This window comes from Nibrella saemangeumensis (genome assembly GCF_039541915.1).
Taxonomy (GTDB): Bacteria; Bacteroidota; Bacteroidia; order Cytophagales; family Spirosomataceae; genus Nibrella; species Nibrella saemangeumensis.
This window is the reverse complement of the sequence record NZ_BAABHD010000029.1, coordinates 1-19972: the sequence shown is the minus strand read 5'-3', so window position 1 is coordinate 19972 and position 19972 is coordinate 1. Positions and strand designations below refer to the sequence as shown.

The following is a 19972-nucleotide window of genomic DNA, read 5'->3' as shown; positions in this document are numbered from 1 at the left end:
TTGCAAATCGTCAGACCGGATAGTAACTCAGATCAAAATCGTGTGCTGTTTCCTCGTAGCTTTCGGATATACGTAAAGTCCTCTGTGGTAAGGGACAGTGTTCACTTCGTATGAAGCAGCCCGGTTTTATCAGTTGCCTGTTCACGCTCCTGTTGGCGTCGGTGGCCGGCTATGGACAACGGACGTTTATTTCTGCCGGTGGCGAAGCCGCGTTTCCTGGTAAAGGGCTGGAATATCATGCCGGCACCGGGTTTGGCGGTTCGTTGCGTTTCCAGTTTGCCTGGGGCGAACACGTTGCCGGTATGGCTACGATTGGGTATGTAGCATTCGCGGAAAAAAGCATTAGCGTTTCTTCAACCAGGCTCCGTGCTGTTCCCATTCAAGTGGGCGTCAAGTATTATCTGCGAAGGAGAACAGAACACGCAGACGGCTTTTTTCTGTCTGCCGAACTGGGCCTGATGCCTGTCACCCGGCGCGTTACGTATCAAAGCGGCTTTCCCGGTATTACTCGTAAAAATACTGATCTGAGTTTTGCGGCCGGGTTGGGTTACCAGCTCGGTCGGTTTGAGCCGAGTCTCCGTTTTCAGTACAACCTCCCCGACGCTGGCTATCAACTATATTACCTGAACTTCAGACTAGCTTATACTTTCCTGCGTGGCAAGACCTGACGGACTATTTGCCGGCTATCGCTGGGCTGATCAGTTGCAGCCGTTTTGTGTTATATTCGATTGTAAAACTCTTGAACATGCTAGAAGTATACAAACTCTTATACCAGGCCTTGATCCAGCAAAGTGGTCGTACGAAAAGCGGCTACCAGGCTGCCAGTCTGGAATTCAACACCGCGGTAGAACTGAAGCTTTCCCATTCGGGCAACCTGCCAGGATTGACCGTTACCATCCGTAATGCCCGGCAGCAAAAGATTGACGTTGACTGCCAGGCTGACACCGGCAATAGCTTTGTCAGGAGTTTTATCAATTCCAGCCTTGCTGCAGAAGCCGTACTGAATATCTGAGAAGCTGTCGATATACTATTCTTTATAAAATACCCGCTTTACCCGTTCGCTTACCCCGGTGAGTATCTCATACGGAATGGTGCCGATCTGGCCGGCGAGGGTGGTAATAGGCACCTCGGCTCCGAACACGATTACCTCATCACCCTCCAGCGCGGTGGTGCTGGTCACGTCGATCATGGTCATATCCATGCACACGTTGCCGACGGTAGGGCATAGCACGCCATCGACAGCTACCTGCCCTACTCCGTTGCCCAGCCGTCGGTCGTAGCCGTCGGCGTAGCCCAGGGCAATGGTGGCAATACGGGCGTCGTGGTCCAGTACCCCCCGGCGGCTGTAACCAACCGTTTCACCTGCTTTCAGCTCTTTGATCTGGCTGATGACAGTTTTCAGGGTACCGACGGGCCGGACCTGCGCCCGTTCCAGCTGGCTGGCTTCTACTCCGTACAGACCAATTCCAACGCGTACCATATCCAGCCTGAACTCCGGGAAACGCACAATCCCGGCCGAATTAAGCAGGTGCCGGATGGGGCGGTAGCCGAGACCGTTTTCCAGGGTTGCGGCTCCGGCAATAAACCGCTCGTACTGCTCTCTCGAAAACGAATTAAACTGCGCTTCGTCGGCCCCGACAAGATGACTGAATACAGAGGCTACCCGCAGGTTGGGGCGGGCTTTCAGGTAGGTAATTACGTCCGGCAAATCGTTGGGTAAAAAGCCGAGCCGGTGCATACCCGTGTCGAGTTTCAGGTGAATCTTCACCGCCCCAGTGGTGGCAAAGTCACCAAATTCTTTCAGGACGCGGGCGCTGTACAGTTCCGGCTCCAGGTTGTGTTCCACCAGTGTCCGGAAGGTTTCGGGCGCGGGGTTCATGACCATAATGGGCCGGTCAATACCGTTCTGCCGCAGAGAAACGCCCTCGTCGGCGTAGGCCACCGCCAGATAGTCGACCCGGTGGAACTGAAGCAGTTGAGCCACTTCGGCGCTGCCACTGCCGTAGGCAAAGGCTTTTACCATCACCATGATCTTTGTGCCAGTACCTACCTTGCTGCGGTAGTAATTAAGATTATGCGTGAGCGCATCCAGGTTGATCTCCAGCACCGTGCCGTGTACCTTCCGTTGCAGCCGGTTGACAATCCGCTCAAACGAAAACGAGCGCGCTCCCTTGACCAGAATTACACTGTCCTGCAGGCGATTAAGCGGAAATTGCGCCAGAAACTGATCGGTGCCGGCATAAAACAGACAGTCTGGGGCGTCGGGTAAGGCGGTAAACGAATCCGCATTGCGCCCGATTACCGGCCCGATGCCGATAAACTGGCTGACACCCTGCTCGGTAATCAGTCGGCCTATCTGCCGGTACAGCTCGTCTTCCCGCTGGCCCGATTGCAGCACGTCCGACAGAATAACCACTTTGCGGTCGCGGTTCACCTGTTGATTCAGAAAATTAAGCGCCAGTTGCAGGCCGGCTACGTCGTTGTTATACGAGTCATCAATGACCATGCAGCCGTTCAGCGCTTCTTTCAGTTCCAGGCGCATGGAGACCGGCCGCAGGCGGTTCAGGCGGCTCTGCAGGCGGCTTTCGTCCAGCATTCCCAGCGTGAGCATGGCCACCACGCAGTGGATGATGTTCTCCACCGAAGCCGGGTCGGTAAACGGAAGGCGTAGCCGCCAATGGCCGTGTTCGGCGGTGAGCGTCAGCCACTCGTCTTTTACCTGCGCCTGGTAGACGGCATTGGTGACTGGAGCCGCTTTGTCGGTACGGAGCGACCAGTGGATTAAGCGGATGGTGGGGTTGACGGCCCGCAGCAGCAGGTTAATTTCTTCGTCAATGTCGGTGTAATCTTTGCGGTAGATCAGCGTTTCGGCCTGGGTAAACAGACGAAGCTTTTCGGCTACCTTTTGTTTCCGGCTGCGGAATCCTTCGTCGTGGGCCGTACCAATGTTGGTGAAAATGCCCAGCGTAGGGTTTACAATGGGCTGCAGTGCCTGCATTTCGTGGGGCCGGGAGATACCGGCCTCAAAAATACCCAGCGTATGGGTTTCGTTCAGCTGCCGGACCGACAGCGGCACGCCCACCTGTGAGTTATAACTTTTCGGGCTTTTGGCAATGACGTAACTATTGGCCAGCAACTGCGACAGCCACTCCTTCACAATGGTTTTGCCGTTACTACCGGTAATCCCGATCACCGGAATCCGGAACCGGCTGCGGTGCTGAGCGGCTAGCTGCTGGAGTGTTTTCAGGCTGCTGTCTACCTCGGTAAACTGAGCGTCGGGGTAACCGGTAAAGGCTGCTTTGCGCTCCGGATTGAGGGCCGGCGACTCCACCACAAACTGGCGGACGCCTTTTTGGTATAGCTCACCTATATAATCGTGACCGTCGTGGTGGTCGCCCCGGATGGCAAAAAAAACGCTCTTCTCCGGCACAATTACCTGCCGGCTGTCGGTTACCCAGTATAGTGCATCAAGGGTTAAGTCTTCGGAAGTCATACACTTTGCATTACATCCACCCCCGGCGTCGGAAATAGATAATCATCACAACGGCCAGGAGGCCCATAAAAATCCAGATCTTGTAATAACCGAGCGGGTCGCGGAGTTCGGGCATTACATCGAAGTTCATACCGTAGATCCCCGCAATGAACGTTAGTGGCATGAAAATAGCCGAAAAGATGGTCAGCGTTTTCATCACAGAATTCATGCGATTGCTCACCGTCGATAAATACACGTCGAGCAGGCTGGCCATGAGTTCGCGGTAGGATTCAATTGTTTCGAGAACCTGCATCACATGGTCGTACAGGTCGCGCAGGTACGGATTTGTATTTGCCTTCATCAGGGGAGACTCTTCGCGGATGAGCAGCCCCAGCATATCGCGGAGAGGCCAGATCGCCCGGCGAATCACTGCCAGCTCACGCTTCAGGCCGTACAGACTGGCTAAAGTTGGCTGCCCGGCGGAATTCTGAACAATACGATCTTCTATATCTTCAAGATCACTGCCAATTTGCTCCAGCACCATGAAGTAATTATCGACAACTAGGTCCATCAGCGCATACAGCAGGTAGTCGGGACCATTTCGCCGGGTTTTGCCGGCCGACTCTACAATGCGCTTCAACACAGGTTGGAAAATATCGCCTTCGCGTTCTTCCTGAAAAGAGAGCAGGTATTGCCGCCCCAGGACAAAACTGATATGTTCGGTGTCTACCTCCTGCACGGTGGCGTTGTAGCGGAGCATTTTTATGGTTACAAACAGCGTATCTTCGTCATACTGCTCCAGCTTCGGTTTCTGCAGCGTGTTCAGGATGTCCTCCAGCATGAGCCGGTGCAGCCGGAACTGCTGGCCCAGGGATTCGATTACCTTCGGCTCGTGAATGCCATCCACACTGATCCAGGTGATGAGGGAATTCTCGGCGGACGGCAACCGGCAGTGGCTCAGTTTGCCGGAGTCATCAATCTCATAGGTTGCTTCGTTGTACTGGATGCGTCGGATCCGGGTCTCGTGCTCAATGTCCTGGCCAATATAGGTCAGGGTGCCGGGCGAGGTACCCAACTTCTGTTTGTAGAGGTGCTTCCGCCGTCTGGCCATAGGGTGTTGCAAAATTGGCGCGTTCAAATATAACCGGATTGGGGTTACCGGAACGAGGGTGCCGGGGCAAATATCTACTGCCTGGCTCGAAGATGTCATAATCGTTTGACCGACAGATTGACTTTCGCGTCGAGATGAAGCAATATATCGATACTGTTGGGCCGGATAGCGATCTGTCGGGGTACCAGCCTAAACTGATTGATACCAATAGCGGCTTTTCTGCCCGCTTTACTGCGGGCAAAGGCAAGCTCGACCTTGTCCGGAAGCTGATTGAGCTGGCTTCGTAGCGGAACGTTCAGCAGGCTCTGTAACGTATCTTTCACCGTATCGTGCAAGAGCCAGTCGGCCGTTGATAGCAAGAGTTCTTCCGTCAGGACATCGTAGTCGATATGCTTGACCATCAGCATCTGATGGGTAGTGTCAAATTCCGGGCGGCCCCGGAAAAAGAGCGTTCCTTTTACGGCTCCGCCCACTTCCGTCTCTACAATCAGCGTTTTTCCTCCGCCGTACACCCTGGCTTTTTTGACCTTTAGCATATGGCCGGCAACTTTCAGCTTCTCATCCTTGATCTCCTTCGCCAGAATCTTATTGAGGTCTTCGTAATAGATGCTTGTCAGCATATTCAGATCACTGACCATAGCCAGGGACTTTACCCGTTCGAGCCTGGGCAGCTTGCCAGACAGGGCGTACTGTGGCCGGGGACCGAGGGCCGAGCCAATCTTCAGAAAGATCCGGATGGGTAACACCAGGTTTTGCTGGTTACCGCTCAGGGGCGCTACCTGCACCCGGTAGGGCTTCGGAATCAGCCAGACAGAATCTATTTTCTTGTGAATCAACAGGGGTTTTTGAATATCCTGCCAGACCTTCCGCAACGACCGGTCGAGCCGCAGGTTCTGGTATACGGCCCGGTCTATGGCAACTTCAATGCTGTCTTTGTTTTTTTCAATGAGGTTCTCTACCGTCTTCACCACCGGGATATTAATCCCGAGAACTTTCAGCGACGGCGGCTTCACCCATTCGTATTTGTAGAATGTCGATTTGGTCTGAACGCGCCAGTCGTTTCGTACGTTTAGCGGACTCTGAAAACGAACGTCCATGATGCAGAAAGGCTCCCGGTCCGGATCAGTTTTTTTACTTAACCGGAGTGGATTATTCAGATAGATGGTCAGGGGAGCACTGAAGCTCATCTTATGTCCATCGTAGGAGAGTTTAATGGGGCCGGACCGCTCGACCTTCAGGTCAAGCTTTCTGAGCTTTTCATTCTTCAGGTTACGTTCACTAACCAGTACGATCTTCAGTTTATCATTAATTTTCTTTTCGAGGTCGGCTATTTCAATGATGATGGGCGAACTGACGTAGGAATTACCTACCGTAAGGGAGTCGTCAAAATCGGTGATTTCAGGCCGTTGAGGCTTTACTTTCCGGCAGGAGGGCAGGCTTCCTATCGTAATTAGCAGACATAAGCCGACCAGCAGCATGCTGCCGGACCGGTACACGCGTCTATCGGTGTCCATAACAATGTTGAGTACTTCGGAAAAGAAAAGCGAGGGTCTACCAGACTGACGCTTTATCGGATTGCTGGTTTGTGCGAGCGGGCGCAGCTGTATCGCATCCACAACCTTTGGCACAGCCGTCTTTCCTGGTAAAGAAGCTTTTCCATCCCCGACGGCCCAGAAAAGCCAGCGCAGCCAGAAAAACAAGCCCTATGATGATCTGTTCAAGCATATATTCGCATCGTCACCGCTACCTGCCGCAAATGATTAGTCCATCATAGTATCGGCAACATATACTAAACCACGTGCTCCAGCCAATTGTTCCGGGCCGCCAGCTGGTAGATATGCTGGTAGTGGTGCTCGCCATGCCAGGCGTACATCGCAATGACCTGGTTCAGCGAAAAGTCACGACCGTTCTCGGGGTGGTGGTACGTCCGCTGCAGATCGGTCTCGGCCAGCGACTCCAGAATGGTGGCCCAGCGGAGATGCAGATTGCTGAGGATGACCAGCGACGGCGCAATCGTCAGCAGCGAATCGGGCAGTTTCGCCCATTCGGCTTCTTTGTAGGGTTTGATGGTCGGGTTATCTTCCGTCAGCGCCAGCTTGGTACGTACGTAGGCGTTAATATGACTGTCAACAATATGGTGGACCAGCATCCGGACGGTCCAGCCGTCGGGGCGGTAGGGTGTATCCAGCCGGTCGTCGCCCCATTTGCCCACCAGGTCGGTGAGTTTTTTAGGCAGGTGAGCAATCTGCTGAATGTCGGCTTCAGTCTGCTCAAACGTATAGGTCTGAGCCGGGGCAAATTTCCCGATCGGGTAGCGGAGTATGTCGATGTCCTGCATAATAGTTTGAAGTTTCAAGTTTCAGCCGGGCGGCCGTCGGACCGCCGAAGCGGTGCCGTTTCAAGTTAGGGAGTTGCTCAACAACTTGAAACATGAAACCTGGAACAAAAAGTTAATCTTCCCAAAAACTCCGTATCTCTTCCAGTAGCTCCGGTTGCATGGCGCAGCCGGCAATAACGTCGCCCCGGAACAGAAATTCGTCTCCCCCGTGGAAGTCGGTGACGATGCCGCCTGCTTCTTTGACCAGCAGCACGCCGGCGGCCATATCCCAGGAGTTGAGGTTGAATTCATAGAACGCTTCGAAGCGGCCGCAGGCCACGTAGGCCAGATCGAGGGCCGCCGAACCCATCCGGCGCAGGCCGTGGGTTTTCTGCATCAGTGTCTCCAGGATCTTGAGGTAGCGGTGCATCCGGTCGAAGCGGGTGTAGGGAAAGCCGGTAGCCAGCATACTCTCGTTCAGGTTCTTCACGGGGGATACCCGGATACGCTGCCCGTCGCGCCACGAGCCCCCGCCTTCGTAGGCCGAGTAGCACTCGTCGCGGTTGATGTCGTAAATGACGCCGGCAATGGTCCGGCCTTTGTCGATGAGCCCAACGCTGACGCAGTACATGGGAACGTTGTGGATGAAATTGGCGGTGCCGTCGAGCGGATCGATTACCCAGTTCAGCCCGTTGCGGTCGGCGAGCTGGCCGGTCGTGCCTTCTTCGGTAATGAAACCGGCTTCCGGCAACAGCTTACTCAGGTGCTCGACCAAGAGTTTCTCGGCTTCCTTATCCACGTAGGAAACCAGGTTGTTGACGTCCTTGTATTCAATGGATTCCAGGCTGAACGAGAGCCGCTCCTGCCGGATAAACTCACCTGCCTGTTTGGAAATGAGACTAAGTTGTTGGGTCAGCGAATTCAGGTCATTCATAAAAAAGGAGTTGACGCTCAGGCTGCATTGGTCAGCACCGGCTGTTGAGCTTTATGGGTAATAAACATATGGTAAGCGCACCGGACCAGGAGCGTCAGGATAAACAGCGAATCGGCCTGCCCCGGCACATTGGCCCCGTACAGGATCAGCGAGATGAGCGCCAGCGCAAAGGTTACCCGGAAATAGTTGACCGTGCGTTTGGGGTGCCCCGGTTGCGTGGCCCAAAAAATTAACGGCATATGAAACGGCGGCAGCCAGACCAGTGATGGATTCCAGGCCGTAACGCCGTGGTCGGTGGCCACCCAAAGCAGCAGCAGCACCCAGCCGCAGATACCCGCAAAGCCAAACAGCACCCGGTCAAGCCAATAGCCGGACTGCCGCCGGCGGAGTTGGCGACCCGTGAGAATTAGAACCACCAGCAACACCATACCAAAGACAAACTCGGGCGTTGCGTAGAACGGAGTGGGGGGCTGATTGGTCTGGATTGCTTGGAACACCGTCTGGTCGGCCGTAACCAGCGGAGCCGGCCGGCCGTCGGGCTGGAGAATGGTGGCATGGGCAAACTGCTGGTACAGGTTTTCGGGGAGAAACATCTCCTGGTAATCCGACGCCGTTTCGTCGGAGGGCCGGCCCAGGCCAACGTTCATCCCAAAACGCGCCCAGGGCTGATTGCCCAGGTAATCGTTCATCCACTCCCGGAACGACTTAGTGCCCAGATTGAACGATTGCGAGAATTTGATGCTGTCGGCGGCCGCTTTCGCGATAATATCCCGCGGGCGACTCGAACAGTTGTCGTAGTAGAACTTATAGCGGTACGAGCGGTTCTCGGGCAGGTAATTCGTCTCCAGCAGATCCGACAGCCGCTGCCGCTGCGCCATGGAGAGATTGAGCACCTGTTCTTTCACCGACCGGTTTTCGTACTGCGACCCGTACACCATCGTAGACATATCCGATACCGATAGCTGATAGGGGAGCGTGCCCTGCATGAATTTCAGGTAAAAGTTATCGGTCCGGAAGTCGAACGTACCGTAATTGTACACCTTATCAACGCCAATGACGGGGTCATAGACGCGGATAGCGGTGTGGCCGAACGACGAATACAACTCGGCACCCGGTGATACGGTAATCAGGCTGATGCGGGCCGAGGGAGAGAGCGGCTGGGCGAGAGCCGTCAGGCTACTGAATAAGGCGCAATGGATAAACAGCAGGAAGCGTTTACTCATCCTCGTCTTCTTCCTCGGTGGTATATCGATCGCGTTTGCGTTTTCCTTTTTCCGGTTCTTTTCCCTGAACAACAATGACAATTTCACCTTTAATCGTTTTTTCGGCAAAGTAAGCAATTATTTCGGGCAACGTGCCCCGTACGGTCTCTTCGTAGATTTTGGTCAACTCCCGCGACACACTGGCCTGCCGGTCGGAACCAAAGTATTGGCTAAACTGCTCCAGCGATTTCAGCAGCCGGTGGGGCGATTCATAGAAGATCATCGTCCGCTCCTCGTTTGCCAGCTCCTGTAGTCGTGTTTGCCGGCCTTTTTTGTGCGGCAGAAACCCCTCGAAGGTAAAGCGATCGGCGGGCAGGCCGGAGTTCACCAGCGCCGGTACAAAAGCTGTGGGACCGGGCAGGCACTCCACGGGAATATCATTTTTCAGGCATTCGCGCACCAGCAGGAAACCGGGGTCGGAGATGCCGGGCGTACCGGCATCGGATACCAGGGCAACGGTTTTGCCGCTCTTTATCTGGTTAACGATGCGCTGCACCGTTTGGTGTTCGTTGAAGATATGGTAGCTATGCAGCGGTTTGCTGATGCCCAGGTGTTTGAGCAGCACCCCCGAGGTGCGTGTATCTTCGGCCAGAATAGCGTCGGCCTCTTTCAGGATGTTGATAGCCCGTAGGGTAATGTCTTCGAGGTTCCCGATGGGGGTGGGTATAAGGTATAGTTTCATTTACTCGCGTTCGTCCAGCAGCAGATCAATGGCCTCCGCCAGGGTACGGTCTTTGTCGGTGACAATATCGCCCGCATCGTGGGTGTTCAGTTCAATGCTCACTTTGTTGTATACGTTCGACCACCAGGGGTGATGGTTCATTTTTTCGGCGAGCAAGGCCACACGGGTCATAAAAGCAAAGGCCTCGCTGAAGTCGGCAAAGGTAAAGTCGCGGGTGAGTTTATTGTCTTTTTCCTGCCACATGGTTGTTTGGAAATGAGGGTGCAACTTATCACAAAACCGGCGTATCCGAAAAGTGTTTGCCCGGTACCGGCAAAACAAACCCCCGCTCCGGACAGAAGCGGGGGTTTGCGTATGGGCTGAAAGGATGCTTATTGTTTCAGGAGTTTCAGCGTCTTCCGTTGAGTCGGTGTACTGACTTGGAGCAGCAACAGACCGGTAGCTTGTTTACCGACAGACAGAGACTGTCGTTCGGTCTCAGTGGCGACGTCTATCTGCTTTTCCGTAACAAGTCGGCCGCTCAGATCAGTCACCGTTAACCGCAGTGACTTGCCCACAGCTCCGCGCACTTCCACCTCAACGTGTTCGCCCTGAACCGGGTTACCTAAGACGGTCACACTTAGATCGCTAGCCACCTCTTCTGCACCCACACGAGTGGATGGGCAGGGTTGTGGGGTGAAGTCAAGGGTAACTACCTGGTCATAACCTTTGTTAATGCCGGCTGAATTGAGTTGCATCGCCTTTAGGGTCAGTGTTTTTCTAAGGTCTTTCCTCGATAACGTAAATACAGGCGACGACTGTCTGATGTTTTCAATCTGATAATCGATCGGATTGCCGTTACCGCCGATGGTCCGGATGGTTAACTGGCGGGTAGTACAGTCATATACTGGAGTCAGCATCTGCAGCGGCCCGGCATTGATGGTCACCGTCACGCTGACTGGATCACTGATGCAGCCGCCAACGGTACAGAGGCTGGTATACACGATAGTGCCCGTGGTGCTGGTCGTAACAGTAATGCTGTTTGTGCCACTGGTGTTATCTGATCCAACCCAGCTGATATGGCCACCCTCACAGCCCGTAGCATCCAGCGTAATAGTCCCACTGTATTGAGTCAGAACAACGCTTTGTGACGTATACAACGGCGCATCGGGCTGAGCCTGTACCATAACGCTGGTTGTAACGGTAGCCGTTTGGCTGATGGCATCAGTCACCACTACGGTAAACGTTTGGGGGCCAGCCGTCAGGCCGGACACCGTAGCCGTTGCCGAATTGCTGTTGGTCAGGGTACCCGTGCCCGTCCAGTCGTAAGTATACGGAGCTACACCGCCACTGACCGAAACGGACAGCGAAGCCGTAGCGTTGCTGCAAATAGTAGCTGGGGTAGCCGAAGCCACCAGCGTTAATGATGTCGGCAACAGACTCAGGTCGAAACGGGCTACTACCGGATTGTGGTCAGAGGTAGTATTGGCGTAGTTCGGAATGCTGAGCGGCTGCAACACATAAGCGGTGTTGGTCACGTACGCCCGCGCCAGGTCATTCGACACAATCATGTGGTCGATAAAGCTGGACGACGAGTTAAAGGTTGAGCAACCCTGATTCTCCAGCGGGGTGGTAAGCGCTGAGTAACCGGTTACATCTGAAACAAAAGGCTCGTAAGTTGATACCTTGCCTGTTGCGATTGAGCCATTCAGTTTGTCGTTATAATCACCCAGTAGTATGAGGTTTGCGTTTGGATAATTGGCATCGAGGACGGCTTTCAGGTCAAGAATATCCTGTTTGCGACGATCGTAGTCTGAGGTGGCACTACCTGATTTGGCGTGAATATTGACCACGTGTATACGCTTAGTGATCCCGTCGATGGTTGCATCGGCGACAAACAGGAACGGCAGACGCCCCGATGACCATCCATTGCCGGTGGGATAGTTGTAGGCGCCGTCCAGTAACGCTTGCGTCTCCGCAAGAAGGGGTGTTACGGTAGCCGTGTTGTATATCACACATACCTTCTGAGCCAGTGACGTTGGACCGAAGACAGTAGGAGGATTGCCCGACGGTACCTGCGTACACTCATCCTGAAAATAGTAGGAGAACCGGTCTGAACAAATGTAGCTGTAGCTGCCCGGCATAGCTGCCACGGCTGCCTGTAGTCGGGAGACATCGCTCATTTCCTGTACCGCAATAATATCCGCGTTCAGTTTGTTCAAAACGGCGGTTCCGTTCGTTTGCTGCAAATTTTCATTGACCGGTCCCATATCGTTGTAAGGCAGAGGACCGGTAGGGCAGTTGATGACACCGGCGTCGGCTCCGAAGAACTCCATGTTCCAGGTGGCAATATCCAGGGTCTGATCACGGGTCAGGGTAGTGGAAGCTGGTATACTACAGATCTGGTCCTGTGCCGGGGTCGAGCCGGGAATGTCGGCCAGAATACGCGGCTGAAGTTGCAAACCGGTAGAGCCAGGAGCGGTAGAGCCAGATACAAAGCGGTCCGCAATACCGGTCACACTGACCGGATTAGACGGGCGGCCGGCACCGACTAATGGTGAATTGGCATTGATCCGCAGTGTGCCCGACTGACCACCGGCAGTAATGTTATAATTAGAGTTTCCGGTAAACGTAGCGCCTTCCGGAGTGATGTTAGCGTCAGAAACGCTTACCAATTGCCCCTGATAGCTGGCCAACTGGTCGAGCGTAATCGCTTTAGGTGTTGGCACTCGATTGGGCACACCTGACACAACCGTAAAGCCCTGGGTATTCGTAATTTCGGTAAAGCCATTGAATACGGAGATAGGACCCCGCACCTGAACCGAGTCGCCCAACTCTACCTGAGTAGTCAGATCGGTTCCGGCCGGTCCGCTGTATACTACAATACCGCCTGTATTGTCCTGAATATAAATCTGACGGGCACCCAGTTGGTTGGTTACCGTAACGCGACCGGCAATGGTGAACGTCTGGCCAATAGCTGCCCTGGCAATAGCGATTGGCATGTACGTATCGGTGTTTGAGGTAACCAAACCAGTAACCGGAACCGACTGTGTAGCGCCACCCCCCGCCAGGGTAATTGTACCGGAATACACTCCAGCTTCTAAACCGCCTGCCAGTTGAACAGCGATCGTCGTGGCCGACAGGGCCGAGTTGCTGAACGGAATACTCGAGGTAGACACCGTGATCGCCGTATTGGAAGAGGAGACCGTAATGGTACCTGATGCCTGATCCAGATTCGTTCCGCTCACCGATATGGTTTTGCTCACCGGACCGGTACCGGCTATATACGTCAGGCTATTAGCGCCGGTCAGATTGGCAGGCGTAACCGTAAGGGCAGGTGCTGGCGGGGCAGAGTTGCGGGGATTTGGCGAGCCAACCGTAAAATCTGAAGCATTGTTATCCGTGTCGGTGGCACCGTCGTTTTTCCGAATAGCGGCTGTTGTGTTACTTAAGGTCGCGGTTGGTGCGGTTTCCGAACAGTTAGCCGCCGACCCATAACCAACAAAGTCAATTACATCTGCTCCTGTGTCACAGGAGCCGGATAGGGCTGTTGTTATTTTAACCAGCGCTACCTTACCAGCACCGGCTGCCATGGGGATGGACCCGGTAGCATCCGGTGTCGGCAGGTCCGCTGTGCCGCCACTGCCTGCTGCCTGCTGAATCAGGTAATAACCACCAGCCGGTATCGTTCCGGTTAATGGTGTCACCTGCCAGGTTGTGCCGGCTGAAGATGTATACTGTACGCTCCAGCCCGCCAGACTAATGGGGGCGTTGGTGCGGTTGTATAGTTCAATGAAGTCGTTCTTATAGGTGGCTCCTGAGTTACCACCACCGCCGTACACCTGGCTGATAACCACACTTCCCTGTGTTACGGAGGTTGGAGAGTTTACGGTACCACTTACTATTACCGCAGCCGTAAGTGTGCTGTTTGACGCATTGGTTATAGTACCGCTGAACGGCCCGACCGCAACCGAACCGGCGAGTCGGGCGTAAACAACCTGGGAGAGCGATCCTGATGCGGGCGATAACGACAGTGGTGTTGCTGCAAAGGTATTTCCATTGGTGCTTAGCTCAATACCTTTGGTGGCTGATACGCTGACTGGGTTGTCATCCAGGTTACTACCTGTCAGGGTATAAGACTGCACATTAGAGACAGATCCTTCTGTAGCTTCAAAACCGGTCAGCGTATTTGGGCCTGCCGATAGCGAAGCAGTAGGCGGAGTAGGTTGTGAGGAATACGTCAGTTGAAAATCATCGATACCCGTTGTTGGACGGTTCCCGCTTCCTGTGGAAGCGGTCAACGCTACGATGCGTATCCAAACGGGTTCTGTCTTATTATCTAAGGCTGAGCTAAATATGGCTGTCAGTGTGTTATTGGAAAACGATGTCCCACTTGTTACGGTACCTCCCGTTGTATTAGGTCCCGTTACTGTAGCGGCTGTAAACGAAGTTGGAGCTGCACCGATACCATACTCAACTCGCCATGTTGTTATGCGCGGTGAAGTTTGATCAAGGTTTTGTAGTTTGAACGACAAAGCAAATTTATATAACCCTGCGGTATTAGTGATTTGAAAAGCAAAAGCTGCTCCTGGGTCTCCCAGTGAGCCGGTTTGCCGAACCGCCAACGCTCTATCCTGGCTGTTTGCCTGATCTGTATTAGTGGAAGTAGCAACCAGGTCATCTGCTGATGCTACATTTCGGAAGTTTCCTGAAGTACTGGTCCAGGCGGTAGGGGCAGTTACATGAGTTGTGGAGTTACCCAGAGAAGTTGCCGTAGCCCCGGTTCTTACTGTCCATCCAGTAGGCAAACTAGTACCTACCCCATCAAAATTCTCACTATACGTGCCAATAGCAGGCAATGTGACTTGCCCCCACGCACTTCCCAGCGGCACCAGAGCCGCCAGCCAAAGAAACAGTCTGTTGAAGAGACGTAAAGAATTATTCATAAATGATTGTGAGTTAATGTGTAACAAAAATACCAAGAATTTATCAAACGGTTAGTTACTAAATTATTAACTCGGGAAAAAGAACGGGAGATTAAACGAATGAAGGAATGCTTGTGGAGACAAAAAAGCCCTTAAAGCTTTGTCCTTCAAGGGCTTTGGTTACATGATTTGGCAGAGAGGAAGGGATTCGAACCCTCGATACGCTTGAGACGTATACACACTTTCCAGGCGTGCTCCTTCAACCACTCGGACACCTCTCTAATTGGGGCTACAAATATGTAGCTTTTATCACGTTTAATCAAGAATTAATCTTGCTTACTCGCTCATTTCCCCGCAAAGCGGCATCCCCAGATGCTCCCGTAGCTCAACCGGGTCAGCATGACGGCCGAGCAGTACCATCAGTTTGGTAATGGCCGCTTCCAGGGTGATGTCGGCTCCGCTGATGACGCCAATCTGTTGCAGCAATTTACTGGTCTGGTAGCGGCCCTGCGTGACACGGCCGCCTTCGCATTGTGAGACGTTGAAGATAACAATGCCCCGGTCGATGGCTTCTTTCAGGGCGTCCAGAAACCAGCTGTCGGTGGGGGCGTTGCCGGCCCCGTAGGTCTCCAGTACCACACCTTTCAGCCCGTGAATGCCAAGTACCGAGCTGACTACCTGCGGGGTAATGCCGGGGAAAAGCTTCAGGATCGTAACGTTGGTGTCCAGCACCGTATGGATGTCCAGCGGCTGGTCGGGCCGGCAGGGACGGATGAACGGATAGTTGTAGTCGATGCTGACGCCGGCAATAGCCAGGTGCGGGTAATTCTCAGAAGTAAAAGCGTTGAACTGCACACTTTCCTGCTTCTTGGCCCGGTTGCCGCGCAACAGCAACGAGTTAAAATAAATACATACCTCGGGCACGATCGATAGGCCGTCCTGCTGGGCTGCGGCTATTTCGAGGGCGGTAATAAAATTCTCCCGGGCATCCGTGCGGGCCACCCCGATGGGCAACTGGGCACCGGTCAGGATTACGGGTTTGCTGAGGTTAACCAGCATATAACTTAAGGCCGAGGCTGTATAGGCCATAGTATCGGTGCCGTGCAGAATCACGAAACTGTCGTACTGCTGGTAATTGCGTTCAATGATCCGGACCAGTTCTACCCATACGGGCGGTTTCATGTTCGAGGAGTCGATGATCTCGCGCAACGTAAGCAGGGTAATCTCGAAGTCGAGCCGGCGGATCTCGGGTACCTTATCGAGTACCTGCTCAAAGTCAAAAGGTAGCAACTGGCCGCTTTGGGCGTCGTAGACCATTCCCAGCGTACCGCCGGTGTAGATCACCAGCACCGACGAGCGGGGGCGTTTGGGTAAAGCGGGGTTTATGCGGACTGTGGTATAGGAGGACATGGTGTGGTACATTACTCAGGCAATAAATTTGCGTGTAAGGCCGGTAACAGCGACAGGGCATTGGCGGTGGTGTGCCGGGCCACGTCGTCAACGCTGATGCCCTGCAGGTCGGCAACCCGCTGGGCGATCAGGCGCAGGTAAGCGGGTTCGTTGCGTTTGCCCCGGTAGGGAACCGGTGCCAGATAAGGGCTGTCGGTCTCCAGCACCAGGTGTTCAAGGCTGACGTGCGGGAGAACCTTATCCAGTCCGCCATTCTTGAAGGTAACGACTCCGCCAATGCCGAGTTTGAAGCCCAGGTCTATCGCCCGCCGGGCTTCATCCAGGTTGCCGACGAAGCAGTGGAAGATACCCGTCAGGTCCGGCAATGCCAGTTGCTCGATCACATCGGCGGCTTCGGCAAAGGCGTTGCGGTCGTGGCCGGACCGGACGTGGATGGATACGGGCAGCTTGAGGTTGGAGGCCCACTGCAACTGCGTCCGGAGGGCGGTGAACTGCTGGTCGACATACGTCATATCCCAGTAGAAATCCAGACCAATTTCGCCCACGGCCATAAAGGCGTTGCGGTTAAGCTGGTCTTCCACTGCCAGCAGTTCTTCTTCCATGGTGTCGCCGACGTAAGAAGGATGCAGGCCCATCATGGGCAGGCAGCGGTCGGGGTACTGTTCGGACAGCGCCATCAGGCCGGGTATGGTCTCGCGGGCGCAGTTGGGCATCCAGATCTGGCTGATCAGCTGCGAGGCCGCTTTGTCGAGCATGGCTTCCCGGTCAGCGTCGAACAGCGGGTCGTAAATATGGGCGTGGGTGTCGATGAAGGTCATTGTATTTGGTCGATAGTCAAGAGTCGATAGTCGTTCGGGTAGTAGCGGGAGTGAACAGAGAAATAACCGCAAATCAGGGGTTGAATGTTCGGTTTTTCCACGTTACCGGCGTGGGGAGCCAGTAGTACAACAGAGACAGGAGCCAGTTGACAGACATGACCAGGTCATACGGCAGCAGGTACGGCAGAAAATCGTACCGGCGGAATTGCCGGGCTACCTGCACAAGCTGGACTGACTGCCACAAAAATCGGGCGAGCCAGAGGCCCAGCGCCAGCAATGGTTGCCATAGTGCCAGCAGCAGTAGCAAGGGTAAAAACAGGGCCTGCGCTACCAGCAGTACCGCAAAGTACCAGGGTAACTGAAATGCCCCTACCATCCAGCGCTTGCGCTGCTGCATCCACGAGCGCCAGTCGGGCATCGGCTGCGTGGTGGCCAGCACCGTAGGTTCAAATAGATGCGCAAAGGAGTGTCCTCGCTGTAGCACTTCCCGGAACAATTGGTAGTCCTCTACCACCGAGAACGGCAGCTTTTCGTAGCCGCCGGTTTGCTGATATACCGGCCGCCGGACGGCCATGTTGTTGCCCATCGCCGTGAGCGGAATGTCCCAGTCGGCAAACTGCTTAATGAGGTATTGGGTAACCAGCCACTCCATCGCCTGAATCGTTGCCCAGAATTCACGCCCGTTAATCTGGGTGCAACCCGTGACAATACCAATGCGCGGGTCCTGAAACGGTCGCAGCATACCGGAAATCCAGGTCGGTGGCACGGCTGTATCGGCATCGGTGAAGAAAAGGTATTGCCCACTCGCCTGCCGGGCCAGTTGTGCCAGCACATTGGCTTTCCCTTGCTGCTGATTCAGGTTGGTGGTAATATCGACTAAACGAAACTGAGGCTTATTACAAATAAACTGATCAACCAATGAACCCGTACCGTCCTCCGACCGGTCGTTGCCGATGAGTACTTCCAGGCAGTCAGGTGGGTAGGCCAGGTTGTCGATAGCCTGCAAACAAGTCAGGATAGTAGCTTCTTCGTTTCGGGCGGCAATCAGGATACTGACTCGTTCGCGGATTGCCTCAGGCATAGATCAGTTGGGGAACAGCCCGGAACTCGAAGCCACGCTTCGCGAAATGGGCCAGCATTCGGGGCAGGGCGTAACGCATATTGGGCCAGGCCTTCACGCTGTCGTGGAAAACCACAATCGATCCCGGTTCGGTGTATTGAATCGTTTTGCGCAGGCAGGTCTCGGGCGGGAGCGACGGATCAAAATCGCCCGACAGCACATCCCACATCACAATCGAATAGGTATCGAGCAAATCCAGCGCCTGGCTCCGGCGAATACGGCCGTAGGGGGGGCGGAACAGCGAGGTTTCTACCCGCAGTTCGCGCTGGGCTTTGGATACGTTTTCCAGGTAGGTATCGTCGCCGGTCTTCCAGCCGTTGAGGTGGTTGTAGGTATGATTGCCAATCGCGTGCCCGGCTTCGATAACTTTGTAGTAGATATCGATATGTTTGCGCACGTTGTCGCCGATGCAGAAAAAGGTGGCCTGTGCAGCATATTTGTCGAGTTGCTCGAGCACAAACTCGGTAATATCGGGAATCGGACCGTCGTCGAACGTCAGGTAAATAGTCGGCTGTGGATCGTCGAGACGCCACAGGAACTCCGGGTAAATCCGGCGGAGTATAAAGTTGGATTTATGTAAGAACAGGGACAAAGCGTTTTCTTTGTTTTTTGGGTGTTCTTGTCTTTGTTGTCGTTGATCGTCAGTCCGGTATCCCGGTGCCCGGTTATTATCCGGTAAACTGATTCTGCCTTACTGTAGTTTCCGGTCTTTCCAGTCAAATCCTTTACGCTGAGCGGCTAAACCAAAAAATAAAACGTAAAATGGATACACCAATTGTGTCAGCGGTATCCGGCTTACGGCCGGTTTTTTCTGTAAAAAAACAAGAACCTGACGTAAAAACAAAAATTCCGGCACGACCTTCAGTAGAACAACAGTCAGAAAACCTTTAGCGCTGATCCAGTTAGCCAGCCAGCCCAATACGGAGACAACCAGGCTGGTGTTACTCAGAAAAACAAAAACCGCCAGCACCGTAGGCAGGTAACTCTGGTACGCCTGCCATTTGCTGGCCCAGCGTTTGCGCTGATTATAAAACGCCCGCCAGGAAGTATGCGCCCCCGTTTGCACGATAGCGTCCTGACTCTTCAAAAAGCGGATACCCTGCGGATACCGGTGGGCTATCTTGTGCATCAGCAGTTCATCATCACCGGAGGCCACATGGTCCACTCCGTCGAAGCCGCCTACCTCCTCAAAAACCTGTTTTTCATAGCAAAGATTGGCCCCGTTACACATGGTTGGTACGCCCAGCGCCATGGTACAGGCCCCGGAGCCAATCAGGCTGGCCCCTTCGACGGTCTGCAGAAAATCGGCAACGGATCGTTCCGGCGTAAACGTGACGGGGCCGCTGATCAGCCGGGCGTGGGTGGTGGCGTAAAAAGCCGCTATAGTCTCCAGCCAGCGCGGTCCTACCCGGCAGTCACCGTCGGTTGTTACGATGAGGTCACCCTGCGCCTGCCGGATACTTTGGGTGATGGCCCGCTTCTTGGGCGAGGCTGTACGTATATTGCTGAGCGGTAGTGCCCGGAGCGAAAAGGAAGCCTGGCCGGTAAACGCCTGCGTGAGTGCCAGGGTCTCATCGGTAGAGGCATCATCAGCAACGATTACCTCAAACCGGCTGTAGGTCTGCTGATTGAGATCATGCAGCAGAAGGGGAAGATTTAAGGCTTCGTTGCGGACCGGGATAATGACAGTTATAAACGGCAGTTCTGCTGGATTAGCCGGTGGGTGGACGGTGGGTATACGCAGCCACGTCACCCAGAGTGTAAGGGTGAAGAGGGCATAAAGGAGCGTTATGGCAAGGAGGATTGGGAGCAGCATAAAAAGGCATTTTTTGTCATTCCGACGCAGCCGGGCGGATTTCTATGATCTATGCAAGAGTTGAGGCATAAAATTTGTCATATTTTTTGCCCCGCTTTACTACGGCATAGATTCGATGAATTAGCT

General features: G+C 54.1%; 17 protein-coding genes and 1 tRNA gene. 2 read left to right on the top strand and 16 right to left on the bottom strand.

Going from position 1 to position 19972, the window contains the following annotated elements; all coding sequences use genetic code 11:
• Positions 1 to 110 precede the first annotated feature (110 nt).
• Both ABD949_RS13215 and ABD949_RS13210 read left to right on the top strand, forming a co-directional pair.
• Positions 111 to 668, top strand: a complete 558-nt coding sequence (locus ABD949_RS13215) for a hypothetical protein (RefSeq protein ID WP_345244175.1) — start codon at positions 111 to 113, stop codon at positions 666 to 668.
• A 77-nt stretch (positions 669 to 745) separates the two neighbouring features.
• Positions 746 to 1012, top strand: a complete 267-nt coding sequence (locus ABD949_RS13210; protein WP_345244174.1) for a YbeD family protein — start codon at positions 746 to 748, stop codon at positions 1010 to 1012.
• A 15-nt stretch (positions 1013 to 1027) separates the two neighbouring features.
• Here ABD949_RS13210 and ABD949_RS13205 read toward each other — a convergent pair whose 3' ends face one another.
• The 16 genes from ABD949_RS13205 to ABD949_RS13130 all read right to left on the bottom strand — a co-directional run bounded on the left by ABD949_RS13205 (position 1028) and on the right by ABD949_RS13130 (position 19846).
• On the bottom strand, positions 1028 to 3493 hold the full coding sequence (locus tag ABD949_RS13205) for a bifunctional UDP-N-acetylmuramoyl-tripeptide:D-alanyl-D-alanine ligase/alanine racemase (RefSeq protein ID WP_345244173.1): 2466 nt from the start codon (positions 3491 to 3493) through the stop codon (positions 1028 to 1030).
• Between the two features lie 10 nt (positions 3494 to 3503).
• Positions 3504 to 4682 carry a magnesium/cobalt transporter CorA gene (gene corA / locus ABD949_RS13200; RefSeq protein WP_345244172.1) on the bottom strand — a complete coding sequence of 393 codons (1179 nt, stop codon included), beginning with the start codon at positions 4680 to 4682 and terminating at the stop codon, positions 3504 to 3506.
• Entirely contained in the window at positions 4679 to 6097 is a 1419-nt protein-coding gene (locus tag ABD949_RS13195) for a DUF4403 family protein (RefSeq protein WP_345244171.1), read from the bottom strand. The genes corA and ABD949_RS13195 overlap by 4 nt, the downstream gene beginning before the upstream one ends.
• Before the next feature lie 37 nt (positions 6098 to 6134).
• Positions 6135 to 6308 (bottom strand): FeoB-associated Cys-rich membrane protein, encoded by a 174-nt coding sequence (locus tag ABD949_RS13190; RefSeq protein ID WP_345244170.1) that lies wholly within the window; start codon positions 6306 to 6308, stop codon positions 6135 to 6137.
• A gap of 64 nt (positions 6309 to 6372) precedes the next feature.
• Positions 6373 to 6921, bottom strand: a complete 549-nt coding sequence (locus ABD949_RS13185; protein WP_345244169.1) for a YfiT family bacillithiol transferase — start codon at positions 6919 to 6921, stop codon at positions 6373 to 6375.
• A gap of 112 nt (positions 6922 to 7033) precedes the next feature.
• On the bottom strand, positions 7034 to 7834 hold the full coding sequence (locus ABD949_RS13180; RefSeq protein WP_345244168.1) for an inositol monophosphatase family protein: 801 nt from the start codon (positions 7832 to 7834) through the stop codon (positions 7034 to 7036).
• Between the two features lie 17 nt (positions 7835 to 7851).
• Entirely contained in the window at positions 7852 to 9057 is a 1206-nt protein-coding gene (locus ABD949_RS13175) for an Lnb N-terminal periplasmic domain-containing protein (protein ID WP_345244166.1), read from the bottom strand.
• The gene (gene rsmI / locus ABD949_RS13170; protein WP_345244165.1) at positions 9050 to 9778 is read right to left on the bottom strand and encodes a 16S rRNA (cytidine(1402)-2'-O)-methyltransferase; all 729 of its coding nucleotides are present in this window, start codon (positions 9776 to 9778) and stop codon (positions 9050 to 9052) included. Before rsmI ends, ABD949_RS13175 begins: the two co-directional genes overlap by 8 nt.
• A complete protein-coding gene (locus ABD949_RS13165; RefSeq protein WP_345244164.1) occupies positions 9779 to 10021 on the bottom strand; it encodes a 4a-hydroxytetrahydrobiopterin dehydratase in 243 nt (80 codons plus the stop codon).
• Between the two features lie 128 nt (positions 10022 to 10149).
• Positions 10150 to 14058 carry a lamin tail domain-containing protein gene (locus ABD949_RS13160; RefSeq protein WP_345244163.1) on the bottom strand — a complete coding sequence of 1303 codons (3909 nt, stop codon included), beginning with the start codon at positions 14056 to 14058 and terminating at the stop codon, positions 10150 to 10152.
• 814 nt (positions 14059 to 14872) lie between these two features.
• Positions 14873 to 14963 (bottom strand) — tRNA-Ser (locus ABD949_RS13155).
• A gap of 55 nt (positions 14964 to 15018) precedes the next feature.
• Positions 15019 to 16092, bottom strand: a complete 1074-nt coding sequence (locus tag ABD949_RS13150) for an asparaginase (RefSeq protein WP_345244161.1) — start codon at positions 16090 to 16092, stop codon at positions 15019 to 15021.
• Positions 16093 to 16103: 11 nt separating this feature from the next.
• Positions 16104 to 16910 (bottom strand): TatD family hydrolase, encoded by an 807-nt coding sequence (locus ABD949_RS13145; protein ID WP_345244159.1) that lies wholly within the window; start codon positions 16908 to 16910, stop codon positions 16104 to 16106.
• A 73-nt stretch (positions 16911 to 16983) separates the two neighbouring features.
• Positions 16984 to 17991: a glycosyltransferase gene (locus tag ABD949_RS13140; protein WP_345244158.1), complete on the bottom strand. Its 1008-nt coding sequence runs from the start codon at positions 17989 to 17991 to the stop codon at positions 16984 to 16986.
• A complete protein-coding gene (locus tag ABD949_RS13135; protein WP_425576752.1) occupies positions 17984 to 18622 on the bottom strand; it encodes a polysaccharide deacetylase family protein in 639 nt (212 codons plus the stop codon). The genes ABD949_RS13140 and ABD949_RS13135 overlap by 8 nt, the downstream gene beginning before the upstream one ends.
• A gap of 99 nt (positions 18623 to 18721) precedes the next feature.
• Positions 18722 to 19846 (bottom strand): glycosyltransferase, encoded by a 1125-nt coding sequence (locus tag ABD949_RS13130; protein WP_425576751.1) that lies wholly within the window; start codon positions 19844 to 19846, stop codon positions 18722 to 18724.
• Positions 19847 to 19972: the final 126 nt, after the last annotated feature.